The sequence below is a fragment of the Plantactinospora sp. WMMB782 genome (assembly GCF_049179135.1).
Taxonomy (GTDB): domain Bacteria; phylum Actinomycetota; class Actinomycetes; order Mycobacteriales; family Micromonosporaceae; genus Plantactinospora.
In genome coordinates, this window is record NZ_JBMHMC010000007.1 from 5,816,557 (window position 1) to 5,838,432 (window position 21,876).

Annotated in this window: 18 protein-coding genes; 9 read left to right on the forward strand and 9 right to left on the reverse strand. The window is 71.7% G+C overall.

The genetic code is table 11. The annotated features are described in order from the left end of the window. Position 1: 1 nt before the first annotated feature. Positions 2-1,396, forward strand: a complete 1,395-nt coding sequence (locus ACN28A_RS28000) for an OFA family MFS transporter (protein ID WP_421399942.1) — start codon at positions 2-4, stop codon at positions 1,394-1,396. Between the two features lie 195 nt (positions 1,397-1,591). Further along, on the forward strand, positions 1,592-2,449 hold the full coding sequence (gene fdhD, locus ACN28A_RS28005) for a formate dehydrogenase accessory sulfurtransferase FdhD (RefSeq protein ID WP_421399945.1): 858 nt from the start codon (positions 1,592-1,594) through the stop codon (positions 2,447-2,449). Positions 2,450-2,610: 161 nt separating this feature from the next. Here fdhD and sucD read toward each other — a convergent pair whose 3' ends face one another. Both sucD and sucC read right to left on the reverse strand, forming a co-directional pair. Continuing rightward, positions 2,611-3,486 (reverse strand): succinate--CoA ligase subunit alpha, encoded by an 876-nt coding sequence (gene sucD / locus ACN28A_RS28010; protein ID WP_421399948.1) that lies wholly within the window; start codon positions 3,484-3,486, stop codon positions 2,611-2,613. A 5-nt stretch (positions 3,487-3,491) separates the two neighbouring features. Next, positions 3,492-4,670 carry an ADP-forming succinate--CoA ligase subunit beta gene (gene sucC / locus ACN28A_RS28015; protein ID WP_421399950.1) on the reverse strand — a complete coding sequence of 393 codons (1,179 nt, stop codon included), beginning with the start codon at positions 4,668-4,670 and terminating at the stop codon, positions 3,492-3,494. 329 nt (positions 4,671-4,999) lie between these two features. On the opposite strand from sucC, the gene frc reads away from it, so the two are divergent. From frc to ACN28A_RS28040, 5 genes are all read left to right on the forward strand, one after another. Next, positions 5,000-6,229 (forward strand): formyl-CoA transferase, encoded by a 1,230-nt coding sequence (frc, locus tag ACN28A_RS28020; protein ID WP_421399953.1) that lies wholly within the window; start codon positions 5,000-5,002, stop codon positions 6,227-6,229. 142 nt (positions 6,230-6,371) lie between these two features. After that, on the forward strand, positions 6,372-8,522 hold the full coding sequence (locus tag ACN28A_RS28025; RefSeq protein ID WP_421399956.1) for an acetate--CoA ligase family protein: 2,151 nt from the start codon (positions 6,372-6,374) through the stop codon (positions 8,520-8,522). A 163-nt stretch (positions 8,523-8,685) separates the two neighbouring features. Beyond that, positions 8,686-10,242 carry an Nramp family divalent metal transporter gene (locus tag ACN28A_RS28030; RefSeq protein WP_421399957.1) on the forward strand — a complete coding sequence of 519 codons (1,557 nt, stop codon included), beginning with the start codon at positions 8,686-8,688 and terminating at the stop codon, positions 10,240-10,242. A 40-nt stretch (positions 10,243-10,282) separates the two neighbouring features. Then, on the forward strand, positions 10,283-10,861 hold the full coding sequence (locus ACN28A_RS28035) for a hypothetical protein (protein ID WP_421399959.1): 579 nt from the start codon (positions 10,283-10,285) through the stop codon (positions 10,859-10,861). Continuing rightward, complete coding sequence (locus ACN28A_RS28040) at positions 10,858-11,883, forward strand: TerC family protein (protein ID WP_421399961.1); 1,026 nt, start codon at positions 10,858-10,860, stop codon at positions 11,881-11,883. Before ACN28A_RS28035 ends, ACN28A_RS28040 begins: the two co-directional genes overlap by 4 nt. Before the next feature lie 7 nt (positions 11,884-11,890). Here ACN28A_RS28040 and ACN28A_RS28045 read toward each other — a convergent pair whose 3' ends face one another. After that, positions 11,891-12,100, reverse strand: coding sequence for a hypothetical protein (locus ACN28A_RS28045; protein WP_421399964.1), 210 nt, complete (start codon positions 12,098-12,100; stop codon positions 11,891-11,893). 592 nt (positions 12,101-12,692) lie between these two features. Here ACN28A_RS28045 and oxc point away from each other — a divergent pair. Together oxc and ACN28A_RS28055 are read left to right on the forward strand one after the other, a co-directional pair. Then, the gene (oxc, locus tag ACN28A_RS28050; protein WP_421399966.1) at positions 12,693-14,426 is read left to right on the forward strand and encodes an oxalyl-CoA decarboxylase; all 1,734 of its coding nucleotides are present in this window, start codon (positions 12,693-12,695) and stop codon (positions 14,424-14,426) included. A 90-nt stretch (positions 14,427-14,516) separates the two neighbouring features. Continuing rightward, positions 14,517-15,878 carry an NAD-dependent succinate-semialdehyde dehydrogenase gene (locus tag ACN28A_RS28055; RefSeq protein ID WP_421399968.1) on the forward strand — a complete coding sequence of 454 codons (1,362 nt, stop codon included), beginning with the start codon at positions 14,517-14,519 and terminating at the stop codon, positions 15,876-15,878. Positions 15,879-15,981: 103 nt separating this feature from the next. Here the strand turns inward: ACN28A_RS28055 and ACN28A_RS28060 are convergent, their stop codons facing one another. The 6 genes from ACN28A_RS28060 to ACN28A_RS28085 form a co-directional block, all read right to left on the reverse strand. Beyond that, a complete protein-coding gene (locus tag ACN28A_RS28060; RefSeq protein ID WP_421404686.1) occupies positions 15,982-17,229 on the reverse strand; it encodes an RNA polymerase sigma factor in 1,248 nt (415 codons plus the stop codon). A gap of 91 nt (positions 17,230-17,320) precedes the next feature. Next, a complete protein-coding gene (locus tag ACN28A_RS28065; protein WP_421399970.1) occupies positions 17,321-17,713 on the reverse strand; it encodes a YciI family protein in 393 nt (130 codons plus the stop codon). A 142-nt stretch (positions 17,714-17,855) separates the two neighbouring features. Beyond that, positions 17,856-18,617 carry a GntR family transcriptional regulator gene (locus ACN28A_RS28070; protein WP_421399972.1) on the reverse strand — a complete coding sequence of 254 codons (762 nt, stop codon included), beginning with the start codon at positions 18,615-18,617 and terminating at the stop codon, positions 17,856-17,858. Between the two features lie 170 nt (positions 18,618-18,787). After that, positions 18,788-20,512: a glyoxylate carboligase gene (gene gcl / locus ACN28A_RS28075; protein WP_421399975.1), complete on the reverse strand. Its 1,725-nt coding sequence runs from the start codon at positions 20,510-20,512 to the stop codon at positions 18,788-18,790. Between the two features lie 4 nt (positions 20,513-20,516). Continuing rightward, positions 20,517-20,756, reverse strand: a complete 240-nt coding sequence (locus ACN28A_RS28080) for a hypothetical protein (RefSeq protein WP_421399977.1) — start codon at positions 20,754-20,756, stop codon at positions 20,517-20,519. A 112-nt stretch (positions 20,757-20,868) separates the two neighbouring features. Beyond that, positions 20,869-21,870 (reverse strand): 2-dehydropantoate 2-reductase, encoded by a 1,002-nt coding sequence (locus ACN28A_RS28085; RefSeq protein ID WP_421399980.1) that lies wholly within the window; start codon positions 21,868-21,870, stop codon positions 20,869-20,871. Between the last annotated feature and the right edge of the window lie 6 nt (positions 21,871-21,876).

Genomic DNA, 21,876 nt, shown 5'->3' on the forward strand with positions numbered 1-21,876 from the left:
AGTGGTCAGTTGGGGGTACCAGATGACGGACTCCGGCAACGACGCGGCGGTGCGCGAGATCAGCGATCTCTACGGTCGCCACTACCGGGTCGGCGAGACCGACCGCACCCTGCTGGGCCGGTCCCGGGCGTGGATGCTGCTGCTGCCCTGGGCCGCGATGCTGGCGATCAGCCTGTTCCAGTACGGCTACGGTGCCGCCCTGCCCACGCTGGTCGAGGCGAACGGTTGGAGCCTGTGGCAGGCGCTCGGCGTACTCGGCCTCTGGGTGGTCTGCCAGGCGGCCACGTCACCGCTGGCCGGCTGGTGGTACCAGCGGCTGCGCGGGCGGTTGGCCGTACCGATGCTGGTCGGTGCCGCCTGCTGCCTCACCGCGCTACTGACCCTGGCGCACCGGGTCGACCTCGGCACTGTGCTGCTCGGCTACTCGGTGCTCGGCGGTTTCGGTGCCGGACTGGTCTACATGACCTGCGTCGCCTGCGTCACCGAGTGGTTCCCGGAGCGGATCGCCGGCCGGGTGGCGGTGGTCGGTGCCGCCTTCGGCTACGGCTCGATCCCGTTCGTCGTGCTCGCCGGCTACGGCCTGGACGCCGGCAACCGGTCCGGGGTACTGACCGGGACCGGCCTCGCCGTGGCCGCCGTACTGGCCGGCTGCGGCGTGCTGATGCGCAAGCCGCCCCGCAACTGGTGGCCGGCGCACATCGACCCGCAGCGCTGGGCGGTCGACCGGCGGCTCAACCGCAGCATCCCGCACAACCGTCCTGCCGCCCGCCCCTACCCGCCCCGTGCGGCGGTACGCAGCGGCATGCTGCCGATGATGTTCGTGGTGGTGGTACTCACCGCGACGATGGCACTGTTCGACATCGCGTACCTGGCCGGCGCCGCGTACACCCAGGGGCTGCCGGCGCTGACCCTGGTGGCCGGGATCGGCGCGCTGGCCGCCTCGAACGGGATCGGCCGGGCGGTGACCAGCTCGCTCTCCGACCGGATCGGCCGGCGCGGCACCCTCGGCCTCTCCCTGCTGGTCGGCGGGATCGCGCAGTTCGGGCTGCTCGCGGCGGCGGCCAACGACAACCATCCGGCCGCCGTGCTCGGGTTCGCCGTGCTGGCCGGCGCCGGGACCGGTGCCGGCTATTCGTTGCTGGTCAGCCTGGTGCGGGACTGGTTCGGCGATGCCGCCACGGTGCCGAACTACGGCATCGTCTACACCGGGAAGGCGGTCGGCGGGCTGCTCGGCATCGTGCTCGCCGGGCTGGTGGTGACCACTCCGGACTCGGTGCTGCCGTTCCTGGTGGCCGGTTCGCTGGGCCTGTTCGGCGCGGCGCTGACCCGCTGGATGCGCCAGCCCGGCCTGGCCGTGGTCCGGCTGCCGTCACCGCTCGGCGCCGACCGGCTGTGACCGGTCCGCGCGGCGGTGACCACTCCGGGGAACGGCAGCCGGAGCGCCGACCGTAGCCCGGGACGACAGCCGGAGCGACGGGTCCGGGGCGGTGGCCGTAGCCCGGGACGACAGCCGGAGCGACGAGTGAAGCCCGGGGCGGTGGCCCGGTCGGGCCGGGCGGCGGGATCGTGCAGGATCGCCGGAGGAGGCGGAATGGGACGGGTGACGAGTCGGCGCCGGCTGGTCCGGATCGTCGACGGCGTGCGCAGCGAGCCGATGGACACCCTGGCGGCCGAGGAACCGCTGGAGACCAGGGTGAACGGGCGTTCCCTGGTGGTGACCATGCGGACCCCGGGCGACGACTTCGACCTGGCGGCCGGCTTCCTGGTCGGCGAGGGGGTGGTCCGGGCCGCCGGTGAGATCGCCGGCATCCGCTACTGCGCGGGAGCCACCGCCGACGGGGTCAACACCTACAACGTGCTGGACGTGGTGCTGGCGGCCGGGGTCGCACCGCCGGACCCCTCGCTGGAACGCAACTTCTACACCACCTCGTCCTGCGGGCTCTGCGGCAAGGCGAGCCTGGACGCGGTGCGCGCCGTCGCGGCCTTCTCGGTGCGGGACGACCCGCTGCGACTCGATCCCGACGTGCTCAGCACGCTGCCGGCGACCCTGCGGGCCGCGCAGCGGGTCTTCGACCGTACCGGAGGGCTGCACGCGGCGGCGCTCTTCTCCGCCGACGGGCAACTGCACTGCCTGCGCGAGGACGTGGGCCGGCACAACGCGGTGGACAAGGTCGTCGGCTGGGCGCTGCGCAACGGCCGGGTGCCGCTGCGCGGCACGGTGCTGATGGTCAGCGGGCGGGCCTCGTTCGAGCTGGTGCAGAAGGCGGTGATGGCTGGTATTCCGGCCCTGGCCGCGGTCTCCGCGCCCTCCTCGCTCGCCGCCGACCTGGCCGCGGACGCCGGGCTCACGCTGGTCGGCTTCCTGCGCGGCAACTCGATGAACGTCTACACCGGCGCGCACCGGCTCACCCGGCCCACCCGGCCCACTCCGACCGGCCTCTCCGCCTGACCGAGGCGTCGGCCTCCGCCCTGGACCGGCCGCCGACCCCCGGGTCCGCCGGGCGGCGGGCGCAGACCAACGGGTACGCCGGGCACCGGGCCCAGCCCAACGGGTACGCCGGGCGCCGGTCGCGTCCGCCCGACCCGGCACCCGGCGTTCCCGTCGTCGCCTCAGCGGGTCAGCAACGTCGCGCGCATCAGTGCGGCGGCCTCGGACGGCGTCCGGCCGACCCGGACCCCGACCGCCTCCAGGGCCTGCTGCTTGGCCAGCGCCGTGCCGGAGGAACCGGAGACGATCGCACCGGCGTGCCCCATCGTCCTGCCCTCCGGTGCGGTGAACCCGGCGACGTACCCGACCACCGGCTTGCTGACGTGCTCGGCGATGTACGCCGCCGCCCGCTCCTCCGCGTCCCCGCCGATCTCGCCGATCATCACGATCGCCTCGGTCTCGGGATCGTCCTCGAACGCCTGGAGGCAGTCGATGTGGGTGGTGCCGACGATCGGGTCCCCGCCGATGCCGACGCAGGTGGAGAAGCCGAAGTCACGCAGCTCGTACATCATCTGGTAGGTCAGGGTGCCGGACTTGCTGACCAGCCCGATCCGGCCCCGCTTGGTGATGTCGGCGGGAATGATGCCGGCGTTGGACTGTCCGGGACTGATCAGTCCGGGACAGTTCGGTCCGATGACCCGGGTCCGGTTGCCGGTGCTCCGGGCGTACGCCCAGAACTCGGCGGTGTCGTGCACCGGGATCCCCTCGGTCAGCACCACGGCCAGGCCGAGGCCGGCGTCGACCGCCTCCAGTACGGCCGCCCTGGCGAACCGGGGCGGTACGAAGACCACCGTCACGTCCGCACCGGTCGCCCGCACCGCCTCGGCGCAGTTGTCGTAGACCGGGATGCCGTCGACGTCCCGGCCGCCCTTGCCCGGGGTGACCCCGGCGACGATGTTGGTGCCGGCGGCGACCATCCGGCGGGTGTGCTTCGTGCCCTCGGTGCCGGTGATGCCCTGCACCAGTACCCTGCTCTTCTCGGTGAGGAAGATGGCCATGACTGTCACGCCCCCTTGCCGGCGAGTTCGGCGGCGAGCCGCGCCGCACCGTCCATCGTGTCCACGAGCCGTACGCCGGGCAGGTCCGCCTCGGCGAGGATCTGCCGCCCCCGCGCGGCGTTGTTGCCGTCCAGCCGGACGACGAGCGGTTTGCTGATCGCCTCGCCCCGGCCGGCGAGCAGTTCGACCGCCGAGACGATGCCGTCGGCGACCGCGTCGCAGGCGGTGATGCCGCCGAAGACGTTCACGAAGACGCTGCGCACGTCGGGGTCGCCGAGGACGATCTCCAGCCCGTTCGCCATCACCTCGGCCGAGGCGCCGCCGCCGATGTCGAGGAAGTTGGCCGGCCTGACCCCGCCGTACCGCTCGCCGGCGTAGGCGACCACGTCGAGGGTGCTCATCACAAGTCCGGCGCCGTTTCCGATCACTCCGACGGAGCCGTCCAGCTTGACGTAGTTGAGGCCCTTCTCCGCGGCCCGTACCTCAAGTGGATCGGTGGCGGTGACGTCGACGTACCGCGGATGGCCGGGCTGGCGGAACCGCGCGTTGTCGTCCAGGGTCACCTTGCCGTCCAGGGCGCGTACGCTGCCGTCGGCCAGCCGGGCCAGCGGGTTGATCTCGACCAGGGTGGCGTCCTCGGACCGGAAGACGTGCCAGAGCCGGACGAGTACCCGGGCCACGTCCTCGCGTACGTCGTCGGGCAGGCCGGCGGCGGCGGCCAGCCGGCGTGCGGCGTCGAGGTCGAGGCCGCCGGCCGGGTCCACCCAGGTCCGGGCCAGCGCCTCCGGGTTCTCGGCCGCCACCTGCTCGATCTCGACACCACCCTGCGCGGAGACCAGTGCCAGGAACGACCGCCGGGAACGGTCGAGCAGGAACGACACGTAGTACTCATCGGCGATGTCGCTCGCCTCGGTGACCAGCACCCTGTGCACCGTGTGGCCCCTGATGTCCATCCCGAGGATCGCGCCTGCGACGTCCCGGGCCGCTGCCGGATCGTCGGCGAGTCGCACGCCGCCGGCCTTGCCCCGGCCGCCGGTCTTGACCTGGGCCTTGACCACGACCCGGCCGCCGATCTCGGCGGCGGCCGTCCGGGCCTCGTCGGGGGTGCTGGCGACGCGGTTGCGGCTGACCGGTACGCCGTGCTTGGCGAAGAGTTCCTGTGCCTGGTGCTCCAACAGGTCCACCGGGTCTCCCTTCTGCTCGACCTTCGATGGGTTGGCTCCGCCGACGGCGACGGGGGTCCCGAGCCGGGCGACGAAGCGGGAAAGTGGGGATCGGACCGGGCCCGGAGATCGGACCGGGTGGCAGCGCCGGGCGGTGGTACGCGGGCTCCGGCCCGCGTCGACGAGCGGGTGCGCCACCGCCTGGCCTCGCCGGCGTCGGCGGAAAACGTCCCGCTACCCCCTAGACACTCCACTGTTACATGCGCCACGATATTGCCTACCCCATACGGTATGCAATCCCGAAGCTCGACGGCCGGACGTACCCGGCGGGGCGCGCACAGGAGGTTGGCATGGGTAAGGCACTGGAGGGCGTACGGGTCCTCGACATGACGCACGTACAGTCCGGCCCCTCGTCCACGCAGATCCTGGCGTGGCTGGGCGCGGACGTTATCAAGTTGGAGGCGCCGGGCCAGGGTGACATCACCCGCACCCAGCTGCGCGACCTCCCGGAGGTGGACAGCCTCTACTTCACCATGCTGAACAGCAACAAGCGCAGCATCACCCTCAACATGAAGAACGAGCGGGGCAAGGAGGTCTTCACCCGACTCGTGTCCGGGGTGGACATCCTGGTGGAGAACTTCGGCCCAGGTGTGGTGGAGCGGTTCGGCTTCCCCTGGGAGCGGCTACAGGAGATCAACCCCGGCCTGGTCTACGCCTCCATCAAGGGCTTCGGCCCGGGGCGGTACGCCAACTTCAAGGCGTACGAGGTGATCGCCCAGGCGATGGGCGGGGCGATGAGCACCACCGGCTTCGAGAACGGGCCGCCGACCGCCACGGGAGCGCAGATCGGCGACTCGGGCACCGGTATCCACCTGGTCGCCGGCATCCTCGCCGCGCTCTACCAGCGCACCCACACCGGCCGGGGCCAGCGGGTGCAGGTCGCCATGCAGGACGCGGTGCTCAACCTCTGCCGGGTCAAGCTGCGCGACCAGCAGCGGCTGGCGCACGGCCCGCTGGGGGAGTACCCGAACGAGAGCTTCGGCGACGAGGTGCCGCGCTCCGGCAACGCCTCCGGCGGCGGCCAGCCCGGCTGGGCGGTGCGGTGCGCCCCCGGCGGGCCGAACGACTACATCTACGTGATCATCCAACCGGTCGGCTGGAAGCCGATCTGCGAGCTGATCGGCCGGCCGGAGCTGGCCGACGACCCGGCCTGGAACACCCCGCAGGTGCGCCTGAACAAGCTCGACAAGGCGTTCGCGCTCATCGAGGAGTGGACCGAGCGGCACACCAAGCAGGAGGTCATGGAGAAACTCAACGCGTTCAACATCCCGTGCGGGCCGATCCTGTCGACCAGGGAGCTGATCGAGGACGAGACCCTCGCCCAGCTCGGCTCGGTGGTCGAGGTCGCGCACCCGGCGCGGGGGGCGTACAAGACGGTCGGCAACCCGATCAAGCTCTCCGACTCGCACGTCGAGGTGGAGCGCTCGCCGCTGCTCGGCGAGCACACCGGCCAGGTCCTCGGCGAACTCGGCTACACCGAGGAGCAGGTCGACGAGCTGCGCGCCGCCGGCGCCGTCTGAGCCGCCCGGTAGTGCGCCGCCGGCGCCGTCTGAGCTGCCCGGCGCCACCGCACCGCGTCCACCGCCGCCCCGTCCGACGAGAACCCGCACGTTCCCCGGCCGTCGGCCCCGCCGGCACCGGCGTTGCAAAGGAGACGACGTCATGCCATCCAACGACAGCAGCCACGACCGCGAGGCAGTGCGGCGGGTGCTGGACCAGGCCGCCGCCCAGGGCCGCAGCTCGCTCACCGCTCCGGAGGGGCGGCTGGTGGTCGAGGCGTACGGGATCGCCACCCCGGGTGAGGGGCTGGCCGGCAGCGCACCGGAGGCGGTGGCGCTGGCCGAGCGGATCGGCCTGCCCGTGGTGCTGAAGATCGTCTCACCGGACATCCTGCACAAGACCGAGGCCGGCGGCGTGCTGGTCGGGCTGCGCACCGCCGAGGAGGTGGCTTCCGGGTACGACACGATCATCGCCAACGCCCGCGCGTACCGGGCGGATGCCAAGATCATCGGTGTGCAGGTGCAGCAGCAGCTCGACTCCGGGCACGAGGTGATCGTCGGTACGGTCACCGACCCGACCTTCGGCAAGGTGGTCGCGTTCGGCCTCGGCGGCGTACTCGTCGAGGTGCTGAAGGACGTCCAGTTCCGGCTCGCCCCGACCGACACCGGGACCGCGCTGTCGATGATCGACGGCATCGCCTCGGCCGAGATCCTGCGCGGGGTACGCGGCGCCGAGCCGGCCAACCGGGAGGTGCTGGCCGACCTGGTCGTCCGGCTGTCGCAGCTGGTCACCGACTTTCCCGAACTGGCCGAGGTGGACCTCAACCCGGTGCTCGCCACCGCCACCGGCGCGACGGCTGTCGACGTGCGGATCCTGGTCGACCCGGCCGCCGCGGCGACGCCGGAGCGGTTCACCGACGAGGAGATCCTGGCCAGCATGAACCGGATCATGCGGCCCGCCTCGGTGGCGGTGATCGGCGCCTCGGCCGAGGCCGGCAAGATCGGCAACTCGGTGATGAAGAACCTGGTCAACGGCGGCTACCGGGGCGAGATCTACCCGGTCAACCCGAAGGCCACCGAGATTCTGGACCGCAAGGCGTACCGGAGCATCGCCGACGTGCCCGGCCCGGTCGACGTGGCGGTCTTCGCCATCCCGGCGAAGTTCGTGCCGCAGGCGCTGGCCGAGGTCGGCGCCAAGGGCGTCGCGGGGGCGATCCTGATCCCGTCCGGCTTCGGCGAGACCGGCAACCACGCGTTGCAGGCCGAGGTGGTCAGGGTCGCCCGCGAGCACGGCGTACGCATCCTCGGCCCGAACATCTACGGCTACTACTACACCCCGGAGAACCTGTCGGCGACGTTCTGCACCCCGTACGACGTCAAGGGCGGGGTGGCGCTCTCCTCGCAGAGCGGCGGCATCGGGATGGCCATCCTCGGCTTCAGCCGGGCCGCCCGGATGGGGGTCTCCGCCATCGTCGGGGTCGGCAACAAGGCCGACATCGACGAGGACGACCTGCTCACCTTCTTCGAGAGCGACCCGAACACCCAGCTCGTCGCCATGCACCTGGAGGACCTCAAGGACGGCCGGTCGTTCGCCGACACCGCCCGCCGGGTCTCCAAGACCAAGCCGGTGGTGGTGCTCAAGGCGGGCCGCACCGCCCAGGGCGCCAGGGCGGCCAGCTCGCACACCGGGGCGCTGGCCGGCAACGACAAGGTCTACGACGACATCCTGCGCTCCAACGGCGTGATCCGGGCGCCGGGCCTGAACGACCTGCTCGAATACGCCCGGGGCATCCCGCTGCTGCCCACCCCGCAGGGCGAGAACGTCGTCATCATCACCGGTGCCGGCGGCTCCGGGGTACTCCTCTCGGACGCCTGCGTGGACAACGAACTCACCCTGATGGAGATCCCGCCGGACCTCGACGAGGCGTTCCGCACATTCATCCCGCCGTTCGGCGCGGCCGGCAACCCGGTCGACATCACCGGCGGCGAGCCGCCGTCCACCTACCGCAACACGATCGCCCTGGGCCTGTCCGACCCCCGCATCCACGCGCTGATCCTCGGCTACTGGCACACCATCGTCACCCCGCCGATGGTCTTCGCCGAGCTGGTCGTCGACGTGGTCGAGGAGTTCCGGGCCAGGGGCGTGCACAAGCCGGTGGTCGCCTCGCTCGCCGGAGACGTCGAGGTCGACCAGGCCAGCGAACACCTGTACCGGCACGGGATCGTCGCCTATCCGTACACCACGGAAAAGCCGGTCGCGGTGCTCGGTGCCAAGTACCGGTGGGCACGTTCCGCCGGTCTGCTCGGCGGCTGACCGGAGGGCGCCGAGCAGTGCACGGTTCCACCAGACCAGGCGGTGGGAGGGGCCACTGAGCGAGACGGCGACCCGCCCTGCGGCCAGGGGTCAACGGACACATGCGTCGGAGCCGGTCCGTCCTCCGGCTCCGTACGACGGCACAGTCCCGAGGAGGTCCAGCGTGGACGCTTCGAACAGCCCTTTCCCGACCCAGCCGACGAGTACCACCCCGGCGGCCGGTACCGCCGCGTTGCCCGAGCAGCGCGGCGGCACCGTCGTACCGCCGGCCCCGCCCGCCGAGGAGCGCGTGTGGCGGGCCGGACGGCTCGAACCGATGCCGATCCGGGAACTTCCCAAGGCTCCGCCCTCGGTCCACCTGCTCGGCCCGACGGTCTTCCTGGTCGCGCTCGGCGTGGGCATGGGCGAGTCGTACATGTGGCCCCGGCTGGTCCTGATCTTCGGGCCGGAGATCCGGTGGCTCTTCCTGATCGGCGTGACCCTCCAGGCGTTCGTGATGCTGGAGATGGCCAGGTACGCGATGGCGACCGGCGAGAGCATCTTCTTCGGCGCCGCCCGGGTCTTCAAACCACTGATGTGGTTCTTCTTCAGCGTGGCGATCCTGGTCTACATCTGGCCCGGCCACCTCTCCACCGGGGCCGCCGCCTTCGAGCAGGTGACCGGGATACCCTGGACGGTAAGCGCCTGTGTCGGGCTGATCCTGGTCGGCATCGTCTTCAGCCTGGCCAAGGTGATCTATCCGCTGCTGGAGAGCCTGCTCGGGCTGCTGATCGGCGTACTCGTGGTCGGCACCTCGGTGGTCGCCTCCATCGTCGGGCAGTGGAGCGACGTCACCTCCACGCTCAGCGGCATGTTCCACTTCGGCTACCTGCCCAGCGAGGCGATGTCGGCGGCCTGGTTCCCGGTGATCGTCGGGGCGATCGCCTTCGCCGGCCCGTCCGGGATGCAGCAGATGTGGTACACGCTGCACCTGCGGGACTCCGGTGCCGGAATGGGCGCGCACATCCCGAAGATCCGCGGGCTGCGGCACGCGGGGGAGCAGGAGGAGATGCCCTCCCGGGGCTTCATGTTCGACACCGACAACCCGGAGGAGATGAGGAAGTGGAAGGGCTGGCGGCGCTGGGTCACCTTCGACGCCCTGCTGCTCTTCTGGGGCGTCACGATGCTCGTCACCATCTCGTTCACGGTGCTGGCCCAGACCGCCGTCCGGGAGAACCCGGGCGTCGGTGACGTGATCCGGGACGGCGAGCGGGAGGCGGCGCTCACCGCGATGGCCGAGGCGTTCGCCTCCGCCGGTGCGCCGGTGCTGCACGGGGTCTTCCTCGGCTTCATCGCGCTTATCGGCCTGAATGCCACGCTCGGCCTCTTCGACTCGTTCTCCCGGGGTCAGGCGGACATGACCTACCACTTCGTACCCGGGGCGAAGCGGTTCAGCATGTCGAAGCTGTACGCCGGGTTCCTCTGGGGCGTCATCACCTTCGGCATCCTGATCCTGAACTTCGGCCCGGCCGACGGCCCGGGGGCGATCCTCGACGTACTCGCCTTCCTCTCCACCTTCGCGATGGGCGCGTACTGCGTCGTGCTGCTGCTGGTGAACAACCGGATGCTGCCCAAGCCGATCCGCCCCGGCATCCTGCAGAACGCGGTGATCGGGTTCGGCGCGGTGTTCTATCTCGGGATGCTGGTCTACAGCCTGATCCGGTTCGGTGTCGTCATATGAGCCGCCACACCGAACCGATCCAGCCCGGCGGAGCACCCGGATGACCGGCGGCGACGTACGCCACCTCGGTGAGCTCGCCCTGCCGGGAGCCGGCATCGGGGCGACCGCCGGGGTGGCGGCCGGCGGGCTCGCCCTGCTCGCCGGCCAGCCGACCGGCTGGGCCCTGGCCACCGGCCTGGGGCTCGGTCTGCCACTGGTGCTGCTCGGCGGCGGCTTCGGGCTGCTGCTCGGTTCCGGCATCGTGTCGCCGGGCGTCTTCGCCCCGGTGGCGCTCTACTGGTTCCTCGGCTTCCCGGTCGCCCGGGTGGTCCACGAGCTGCTGGTGGCCCTGCTGCTCACCGGGCGGCCGGTGCTGCCGCCGGACCTGCCGGGCTTCCTCGCCTACCAGGCGATCGTCAGCCTCGGCTTCGCGATCGGGTTCAGCTGGCTGCACGAGCGGATCGCTCCGGGCTGGCTGCGCCGGGTCCGGCACCGCAACCCGGCCGCCGACCGGCTGTACGCCTTCTACCTGCGACACGCCGAGGCGCAATGGAAGGCCCGGGAGAGCCGTCGGCGGGCAAGGGCCGCCGGGCGGCGCCGAACCGCCGCCACCCTCGGCCGAGCGAAGGGAGAACCGTGAACCTGCCGGTCTGGGTCTGGGCCGTGACGATCGTCGGCTTCCTGGTGATGATCGCCTTCGACTTCTACCTGGTCGCCCGCAATCCGCGCGAGCCGGCCTTCCGGGAGTGCGTGGCCTGGGTGAGCTTCTACGTGCTGGCCGCGGTCGCCTTCGGGATCGTGCTGACGGCGACGGCCGGGGTCGGTTACGGCGGGCAGTTCTTCGCCGGCTGGCTCACCGAGTACTCGCTGAGCGTCGACAACCTGTTCGTCTTCATCATCATCATGAGCCGGTTCGCGGTGCCGTTGAAGTACCGGCAGAAGGTACTGCTCATCGGCATCGTGCTGGCGCTGCTGATGCGCGGCGTCTTCATCGCGGTCGGCGCGCAGGCGATCACCCGGTTCGACTGGCTGTTCTACCTGTTCGGCGCCTTCCTGATCTACACCGCGGTCAAGCTGGTCGGGCCGCAACACGAGGACGAGTTCTCCGAGAACCTCGCCCTGCGTACGGCGAAGCGGATCCTGCCGACCACCGAGTCGTACCGGGGCGCCTCGATCCTGGCCCGGGTGGACGGCCGGCTGATGGTGACGCCGATGCTGATCGTGATGGTCGCCATCGGCACCACCGACCTGCTCTTCGCGCTGGACTCCATCCCGGCGATCTTCGGGCTGACCCAGGAGCCGTACCTGGTCTTCACCGCGAACACGTTCGCGCTGATGGGGTTACGGCAGCTCTACTTCCTGATCGGCGGGTTGCTGGACCGGCTGGTCTACCTGAGCAGGGGCCTGGCGTTCATCCTGGCCTTCATCGGGGTGAAGCTGGTGCTGGAGGCGGCGCACCACGACGGGGTCTCCTGGGCACCGTCGGTGCCGATCGCGGTCTCGCTCGGGGTGATCGTCGGCACGCTGCTGGTCACCACCGTGGCCAGCCTGGCGAAGTCCCGACGGGACCGGCGCGAACGGCCGACCGCCGCCACGGAGGGGGTGGGGGCGGAGACCCCCGCTGCCCGCGACACCGTGACGGCGGACCGGGACGCGGTCTGACGGCAGGTCAGACCTTGATCAGGTCTTCGTCCGTGGCGGAGCCACGGAGGAAGCGCTCGATCTCCTCGTCGCTCGGCCGGGCGGCCCGACGCTGGTTCTCCAGCGCGGCCGCCAGGCCGAGCCCGAGGGAGCGGCCGTCGGCCGGGGAGCCGGTCGGCAGGGCCAGGCGGTCGGAGAGTCGGGCCAGGGAACGTGCGAACGTCCGCCAGGTGGTCATGACAGCATCACTCCTGCTTGTCGGTCTTCCCGGGAAACGACGCTTCCCGGGACCGTGCGCACCGGACCGGACGACGATCCGTCCGGGACGGTGGTCCGGCAGGACACCCGGGTGTGCCTGGTGGGGCCGGGCACACCCGGGGCGCCGGATCTGCCGCCGGCACGCCTCGTCGCGTGGCGGCGGATCCATGTCTGTCGCCGGATCGACGACCGGCGGGGATCGCCCGCGGTGGTCGTGCGGGGCTGCGGCCCGGCAGCCCGGTGCACACCGGTCCGCACCGTACCCGGACGTCTCCGATGTGGAGCTACCCGGTGCCGTCCTGCCACAAACCCTCGTGCTCGTTCCCGGCGACAGATGTCTTCGACGCTCCCAGGATACCGCCTTCGGTATACAAAAAACGATCTAGTGACCAAAGCCACCGGCGCAGACGGACCGGGCGGCGATCGCCAGCTCGACGCGGTAACCGAACGGCCGCACCGGAAAACGTCCCTGCCACCCCTAGACACCCCAGTGTCAGATGGTCCACGATTATTGCCTACCCCATACGGTATGCAATCCGCGAGACGCACGACGATGATGGAGGACTCTGATCATGACCATCGCTTCCCTCCGGGAGTCCGAAGCCGGCGGTCTCGTAGGTGCGGAGAAACTCACCGACGGGATCCACCTGGTCGTCGACGCGCTCAAGCTCAACGAGGTCGACGCCATCTACGGCGTCGTGGGCATCCCGATCACCGACCTGGCCCGGCTGGCACAGGCCTCCGGCATCCGCTTCATCGGATTCCGGCACGAGAGCGCGGCCGGGCACGCGGCGGCGGCGGCCGGCTTCCTGACGAAGAAGCCGGGAATCTGCCTGACCGTCTCCGCCCCGGGATTCCTCAACGGGCTGGTGGCGCTGGCCAACGCCACCGTGAACTGCTTCCCGATGGTGCAGATCTCCGGGTCCAGCGAGCGGCACCTCGTCGACCTGCAACGCGGCGACTACGAGGAGATGGACCAGCTCTCGGCGGCCCGACAGTTCTGCAAGGCGGCCTACCGGGTGCAGCGGGCGGAGGACATCGGCCGCGGCGTGGCCCGGGCGATCCGTACCGCCGTCTCCGGTCGCCCGGGAGGGGTCTACCTCGACATCCCGGCCGCGGTCCTCGGCGAGGTCATCGACGCGGACCTGGGCGCGGCGTCACTGTGGCGGGTCGTCGACCCGGCACCCCGCCAGGTGCCCGAACCCGCGGCCCTGGACCGCGCGATCGAACTGCTCGCGAACGCCCGACGCCCGCTCGTGGTGCTCGGCAAGGGCGCCGCGTACGCCCAGGCAGACGACCAGATCCGCCGGTTCGTCGAGCTCACCGGCGTGCCCTACCTGCCCATGTCGATGGCGAAGGGCCTGCTGCCCGACGACCACGCACAGTCGGTGGCCAGCGCCAGGTCGCTCGCCATCCGCCGGGCCGACGTCGTGATGCTCGTCGGTGCGCGGCTCAACTGGCTGCTCGGACACGGCGACGCACCGCAGTGGAACTCCGACGCCAAGTTCATCCAGGTGGACATCGCCAGCACCGAGCTGGACAGCAACCAGCCCATCGCGGCACCGCTGGTCGGGGACGTCGGCTCGGTGCTGCAGGCCCTGATCGACCGGACCGGACCCGGCCGGATCGCGGTCCCGACGCAGTGGCGGAACGAACTCTCGGCCCGCTCGGCGGCGAACGTCGGCAAGATGGCCAAACGACTGGAGGCAGCCGAGACGGCGCATCCGATGAAGTTCCTCGGCGCCCTCCAGGCCATCCGTGACGTCCTGCGGGACAACCCTCGGACGTACGTCGTCAACGAGGGCGCCAACGCGCTGGACCTGGCGCGCAACACGATCGGGATGCAGGTGCCGCGACACCGCCTGGACAGCGGCACCTGGGGCGTGATGGGCATCGGCATGGGCTACGCGATCGCCGCCGCGGTCGAGACCGGCGACCCGGTCGTCGCGATCGAGGGCGACAGCGCGTTCGGGTTCAGCGGCATGGAGATCGAGACGATCTGCCGCTACGACCTGCCGATCGTCACCGTGGTGCTGAACAACAGCGGCGTCTACCGCGGCGACGAGGCGTCCGAGTCCGCGGACCCGGCACCGACCGCGCTCCGGGCCCGGCACGACCTCATGATCGCCGCCTTCGGCGGCCGGGGCTACCGGGCGACGACGCCGGTGGAGGTCGCCGCAGCCCTGCGCGAGGCACTGGCGCTGGGCAAGCCCGCCCTCGTCGACTGCGTCATCGACCCCGCCGACGGAACCGAGAGCGGCAACATCGCCCACCTCAACCCCAAGGGCATCACAGTGCAGCGGTGAGACCGTCACCGGCGCATCCCAGGAGCGCGCGTCGACGACCGGGCAGGGTCGGTGACCCGGCGCCGGTAGAGAACGGAGCTTGGAATCCCTATGTACACAGTTACCGACCCGGCGACAGGTGAACTGGTCGAGGAGATCGAGAACGCGACCGACGGAGAGGTCCGGGCGGCGATCGACCGCGTCCACCGGGGGTACCTGTCGTGGCGGCGCCGACCGGTCGCCGAGCGGGCCGGGATCGTCTCCCGCGCGGCGGACCTGTTCGCCGAGCGCGCCGACGAACTGGCCGCGACGATGACGTTGGAGATGGGCAAGCGGATCAACGAGGGCCGGGGCGAGATCGGTGTCGTCGTCGACATCTTCCGGTACTACGCCGACAACGGTCCCGCGCTGCTGGCCGACGAACCACTGGAGATCAGGGGCGGCCGGGCCGTCATCACCAAGAACCCGATCGGAGCGCTGCTCGGCATCATGCCGTGGAACTTCCCCTGCTATCAGGTCGCCAGGTTCGTGGCGCCGAACCTGGTCCTCGGCAACACGATCCTGTTGAAGCACGCCTCGATCTGCCCCCGGTCGGCGGCGGCGATCGAGCGGATCCTGCACGACGCCGGGGTGCCCGAGGACGCGTACGTGAACATCTTCGCGTCCAGCTCGCAGATCCCTGGGATCCTCGCCGACCCCCGCATCCAGGGGGTCTCGCTCACCGGCAGCGAGCGGGCGGGCATCTCGGTCGCCGCCGACGCCGGCAGGAACCTGAAGAAGGCCGTCCTGGAACTCGGCGGCTCCGACCCGCTGATCCTGCTGGACACCGACAACATGGACCGGACCGTGCAGGCCACCGCGACCGCCCGGATGCGCAACTGCGGCCAGTCGTGCAACGCGCCGAAGCGGATGATCGTGCTCGCCGACATCTACCAGGAGTTCGTCGACCGGCTGACCAAGCACGTGGCCGAGACCTTCGTGCCGGGCGACCCCGGCGATCCCGCGACGAAGCTGCCGCCGCTGGCGTCGGTCGCGGCGGCCGACGAGGTGGCCGGGCAGGTCGAGAAGGCCGTCCGACAGGGCGCGACGCTGCGTACCGGTGGACGCCGGGTCGACCGGCCCGGCGCCTATCTGGAGGCCACCGTGCTCACCGACGTGACCCGGGAGATGGACGCGTACCACGAGGAGATCTTCGGCCCGGTCGTACTGGTCTTCCGGGCGGAGACCGAGGAGGAGGCGGTCGCCATCGCGAACGACTCGCCGTTCGGGCTCGGCGCCAGCGTGTGGGGCACCGATCCCGAGCGGCTGCGCCGGGTCGCCGGCCAGATCGAGTCCGGCATGGTCTACCTGAACAGTGCCGGTGGATCGCAGGCCGACCTGCCGTTCGGCGGGATCAAGCGCTCCGGGATGGGCCGGGAACTCGGTTCGGCGGGCATCGAGGAGTTCATGAACAAGAAGTCCATCCGGCTGTGAGGGGACGGCCGGACGGCGGCTGGACAGGGCCGGACCGGCACAGGGCGGCACCGGCACGGCGCGGGGCCGGGCCGGCGCGGGGCCGGGGCCGGGACGGGGGCGGCTACCCGGACCGGTTCTCCAGCCGGGCCGGCGGCTTCTCCAGTCGGGCCAGCCGCCGGTTGAGATAGCGCTGCTCCGGCAGGCTCGCGGTCAACCGCGCCGCCAGCCGGTACTGCTCGGCCGCGCCGGCCGGATCGCCGTCGAGTTCGAGCAGGTGAGCGCGGACCGCGTACAGCCGGTGGTGTCGTCGCATGGCGGGATCGGCGCGGAGCGGGTCGAGCAGGGCGAGGCCGACCGCCGGGGAGTGCGCCATCGCGGCGGCGACGGCATGGTTCAGCGTGACGGTCGGGCCCGGGGCGACCCGGCGCAGCATGTCGTAGAGGACGCTGATTTGTAGCCAGTCGGTGACCTCGTAGCGGTCCGCCTCGGCGTGCACCGCGGCGATCGCCGCCTGGAGCTGGTACCGGCCGACGTGCCCCCGGGGCAGGTGCGCCTCCAGCAGCGCTACTCCCTCCTCGACCAGGTCCCGCCGCCAGCGGCTCCGGTCCTGCTCGGCCAGGGGCACGAGGTCACCGGCGGCGTCGGTCCGGGCCGGCGACCGCGCGTGGGTCAGCAGCATCAGCGCCAGCGCGCCGGCCGCCTCGGCGTGCTCGGGCAGCGCGGCGTGCACCTGCCGGGTGAGCCGGATCGCCTCCTCGGCGAGTGCCACGTCGAGCAGGGACTCGCCGGAGGTCCGGGTGTAGCCCTCGGTGAAGACCAGATGGCAGACGTCCAGCACGGCGGCGACCCGGGCCGGCAGGTCCGACTCGGCCGGCATGTCGAACCGGGCACCCGCCTGTCGCAGCGCCGTGCGGGCCCGGGTGAGCCGCTGGGTCATGGTGCGGGCCGGCACCAGGTAGGCGGCGGCGATCTGCTCCACGCCGAGCCCGGCCACCGCGCGCAGGCTGAGCGCCACCTGCGACGGCCGGCTCAGCACCGGATGGCAGCAGAGGAAGAGCAGCCGGAGGGTGTCGTCGACCGCCGGCTCCGGCACCTCGTCCGCGGCCGGCGCGACGCCGACGTCCTCCGGCCGGCGGGCCGCGTCCAGCGCCTCGCGCCGGCCGCGGGCGGAATCCGCGCGGAACCGGTCGACCAGGCGTCGCGAGGCGACCCGGATCAGCCAGGCCCGGGGGTCGTCCGGCACCGTGTCGGCGGTCCACCGCGCGGCGGCGGCCTCCGCCGCGTCCTGCACGGCGTCCTCACAGTCGGCCAGGTCAGCGTACCGGCGCAGCAGCGCGCCGAGGACGTGCGGCGCCTCCCGGCGCCACACCTCCGCGAGCACGTCCCGGCCCGACAGCTGCGCGGGCACGTCCCGGCCCGGCGCCGTCGCGGGCCGCGCCGGTCCGGCGCCGGTGGGCCGGCTACTGGTCGTCGCCACCGGGCCACATCGTCGGCCGCAGTTCCACCGTCTCGCCGGGGCCGGCGAATCTCGCGGCGACCTCCTCGGCACGGGCCTGGTCCGGCACGTCGATCAGGAAGAAGCCCGCGAGATGCTCCTTCGCCTCCGAGTACGGGCCGTCGGTGGCCAGCGGGGCGCCGTCGCGCCAGCGGTAGAGCCGGGCGGCCGACGGGGCACCCAGCGCCTCGCCGCCGAGCAGCTCGCCGTTTGCCTGCAACTCGGTCATCACCTGCTCGAAGTCGGCGTTCAGCCGCCCGCGCAGCTCCTCGGGCAGCTCCTGGTGCTCGGCCAGGTAGTCGCTGGTCGGGTGCCCCCACGGCTGCGGGTTCGAGTGGATCAGGATCACGTACTTCATCGGACCACCTCGGGCTCGTGCGACGGTGCGTTCCGTCACTCGCCTGGAACGTCGGTGCCGCCCGGCCGATGTCGACACCGGAACCCGGTCGACCCGGACCGGGCACCCGGTGCGGGTCTTCCCGGCCCGGAGCACGGCCGGATCAGGCCAGGGCCTCCCGCTCGGCTGCCTCTTTGCGGCGCTGGTGGTAGCTCTCCCGGGTCCGCTCGGTGTGCCGGCGCATCAGTTCGCCGGCCCGCCGGCCGTTCCGGCTGGCGATCACCTCGATCAGCTCGGCGTGCTCGTCCCACGCCTCCCGGCCCCGGGACCGGGCGATCGGGGCGTAGTACCAGCGCACCCGCCGGTCGACCATCGCGATCAGCTCGGCGAGGACCTTGTTACCGGACATCTCCACCACGTACGCGTGCAGCGCCGCGTTCGCCGCGACCAGCTCCACCTGGTCGTCGTCCCGCAACGCCTGCTCGCCGGCCTGTTGCAGCTCGCGCAGCCGCTCGACCTGCTCCGGGGTGGCCTGCCGGGCGGCCAGCCGGGCGGACTCGGACTCCAGCAGGGTACGGGTGGCGAGCAGTTGGTCCGCCTCCTCCTCGGTCGGCACGTGCACGAAGGCGCCGAGGGCCGGGCGCAGGTCGACCCAGCCCTCGCTCTGCAGCCGTTGCAGCGCCTCCCGCACGGGTTGCCGGCTGACGCCGAGCTGGGCCGCCAGCTCGTTCTCCACCAGGTGCTCGCCGGGGCGCAGCTCACGGTTGATGATCATTTCGGCGATGACGTCGTAGACCGCCTGGCGCAGCGGCGCGGGCCGCTCGAGGGGCTGCCGCACGGCGCGTGGCGTGCGGCGGGACGTGCTCGCCCGGCGCCGGCCGCCGTTGGCGTCGGCGGGCGGGGTCGAGCCCCCCCAATCGGTCATGGAGCACCTCCGGCTGCGAGAGATCGTCGGCCGGCGAGACCGGCCGGGCGGCGGCGGGTCTGCCGACTGTTTGTCGGGTTATAGCATACAGTCGCCCAGATGCAATCGTCCCCCGCCGCTCCGTCCTGGCGGGGGACCGATCGCCGTCGGCCGGTGGGCGCCCTGTCGGGTCAGCCCGAGACCGGGTCCCGGTACTCGATCTCCGGTACCGGCTCGAACTCGTTCACCTGCGCGATCGAGAGCCCGTGCGCGGTGTTCCCCTCCCGTTCGATCATGACCTCGACAAGTACCGGCCGGCTGGTCCGCCGGGCCTCCTTGCTGGCCCAGGCGAGCGCGTCGGCGATCTCGTCGGGCCGCAGCACCCGGCGCCCGGAGCAGCCGTACGCCTCCATCACCTTGACGTTGTCGGTGCCGTACTCGTCGTAGTGGATGTCCACCTCGTAGTTCATCTCGTAACCGATCTCGGCCTGCCGGATCAGCCCGAGGTACTCGTTGTTCAGCATCACCAGCACGAACGGGATGTTGTACTGCGCGGCCACCGCCAGCTCCTCGACCAGGAACTGGAACGAGTAGTCCCCGACCACGCCGACCACCTCGGCGTCCGGCCTGGCGCACTTCACCCCGATCGCCGCCGGGATCTCCCAGCCGAGCGGCCCGGCCTGCCCGCACACCTGGTAGTGCCGGGGCTTGAAGACCCGCTGGAACTGCCCGGACCAGATCTGGTAAAGGCCGATCGCCGTGACGAAGTAGGTGTCCGGGCCGAAGAACTCGTTTATCTCCCTGAAGACCCGGGGCGCCTTCACCGGTACGTCCTCGAAGTCGTCCCGGCGGCGCAGCGTCGCGCGCAGTTGGCGTACCCGCGAGACCCATTCGCTCCGGTCCCGCCGCACCCCCCGGCGGCGTGCGGCGTCCAGCAGCGCGGCGAGGAACGCCCCGGTGTCCGAGACGATCCCGAGGTCGGGGCCGAACACCTTGCCGAGCTGGGTCGGCTCGATGTCGACGTGCACGAACTTCCGGTCGCCCCGGTAGGTCGCCAGGTCGCCGGTGTGCCGGTCGCCGAACCGGGCGCCGAGGGCCAGCACCAGGTCGGACTCCAGGAAGGAGGCGTTGCCGAAGCGCTGGGTGGTCTGGATGCCGGTCATCCCGGCGAACAGGTCGTGGTCCTCCGGGATCGCGCCCTTGCCCATCAGGGTCACCTGGACCGGCACGTCAAGCGTCTCGGCCACGTCCCGGAGCAGGTCGGTCGCCTCGCCGATGATCACCCCGCCGCCGGCCAGGATCAGTGGCCGCTCGGCGGCGAGCAGCAGGTCCAGGGCCCGCTCGACCCGGGGCGGGTGCGGCTCGACCCGGGGCACCGGCAGCGGGGCGTCGATCGAGGCGTCCCACTCGATCTCCTGGCGCGCCACGTCGATCGGGAGGTCAATCAGCACCGGTCCGGGCCGCCCGGAGCGGGCGATCCGGAACGCCTCCCGGAAGATCCACGGCGCCTGCGCCGCCTCCTTGACCTGCACCGCCCACTTCGTCACCGGCTTGGCGATCTCGACGATGTCGACCGCCTGGAACGCCTCCTGGTGCAGCTTGGTGGTCGGCGCCTGGCCGGTGATGCAGATGATCGGGATGGAGTCCGCCTGGGCGGTGTAGAGGCCGGTGATCATGTTGGTGCCGGCCGGGCCGGAGGTGCCGATCGCCACGCCGACCCGGCCGTTGGTCCGGGCCCAGCCGTCGGCCATGTGTGTGGCACCCTCCTCGTGCCGGACGATCAGGTGCCGGATGTCGCTGCGCCGCAGCGCCGCGTAGAGCGGCAGGATCGCGGCACCGGGGCAGCCGAAGGCGACGTCCACGCCCTCCGAGGCGAGCACCGAGACGACCGCGTCCATGCAGGGGATCCTGGCCATGACTTCAGACCTCCGGGTGGCGGGCGTGGGCGAAGGTCTCGGCAGCGTCGGAACGGCTGAACGCCCCGGAGGCGGCCGCGTGGCCGAACGCCTCGGGGGCGGTGGAGCGGCCGAACGCCTCGGGGGCGGTGGAGCGGGCGAGCGCCTCGGGGGCGGTCGGGTGGCTGAACGGCTCGGGGGCGGTCGGGTGGCAGCTGGTGGAGATGCCGTCCCAGTCGGTACCTGGGTCGCGGATCAGGGTCACGGAAGCCTCCAGGGCGTCGGATGTCCGGTGGTTGGGGGTGCGGGTCCTCGATGCCTTCCCGGCACCGGGACACTGGGGGTGGTGCGGCCGGGGGAGTGGGCCGGTCGGCCGGTCAGGCCGCCGGCACGCTCGGGGCGGGCGCCGACCGGGCCGTGGTCTTGGCCAACAGCTCGGTCGCGGCGTAGACGGTGCGCAGGGTCGGTGCCGGCGCACCGGTGATGTCGGCGATCTCCACCACGGCGGCGACGACCGCGTCGAGTTCCAGTTCCTTGCCCGCCTCGAGGTCCTGCAACATCGAGGTCTTGTGGTGGCCGACCCGGCGGGCACCCTCCACCCGCTTGCCGATCGAGATCTCCGGCGTACTGCCGACCCGGCCGGCGATGTCGAGAGTCTCCGCCATCATCTGCTCGACCACCCGGCGGGTCCCCGGGCTCTCGCAGATCTCCGCCATGGTGGCCCTGGTCAGCGCGCTGATCGGGTTAAGCGACACGTTGCCCATCAGCTTGATCCAGATGTCGTCCCGCAGCCGTGGCTCCACCGGGCACTTCAGCCCGCCGGCCACCATCGCGGCGCTGAACCGCAGGCAGCGCTGCGACAGGGTGCCGTCCGGCTCGCCGATGGAGAACCGGGTCCCCTCCAGGTGCCGGATCACCCCGGGCGACTCGATCACCGTCGCCGGGTAGACCACGCAGCCGATCGCCCGCTCCGGGGCCATCACCGCCGAGGTCGCCCCGCCCGGGTCGACGGCCTCGATCCGCTGCCCCTCGTACGGCCCGGCCAGCTTGTGGAAGTACCACCACGGGATGCCGTTCTGCCCGGCGACCAGGGCGGTCTCCGGACCGAGCAGTGGTTCGAGCAGCGGACCGGCCGAGGCGTAGGAGTGCGCCTTCAGCCCCAGGAACACGTAGTCGACCGGACCGACCTCGGCCGGGTCGTCGGTGGCGTACGGATGTGCGGCGAAGTCACCGCGCGGGCTCAACACCCGTACCCCGTGGGCCCGCAACGCGGCCAGGTGTGCGCCGCGGGCGATCAACCGCACGTCCACTCCGGCCCGGCACAGGGACGCACCGACGTACGCGCCGATGGCGCCGGCTCCGAGCACTGCAACTCGCACGGGCTG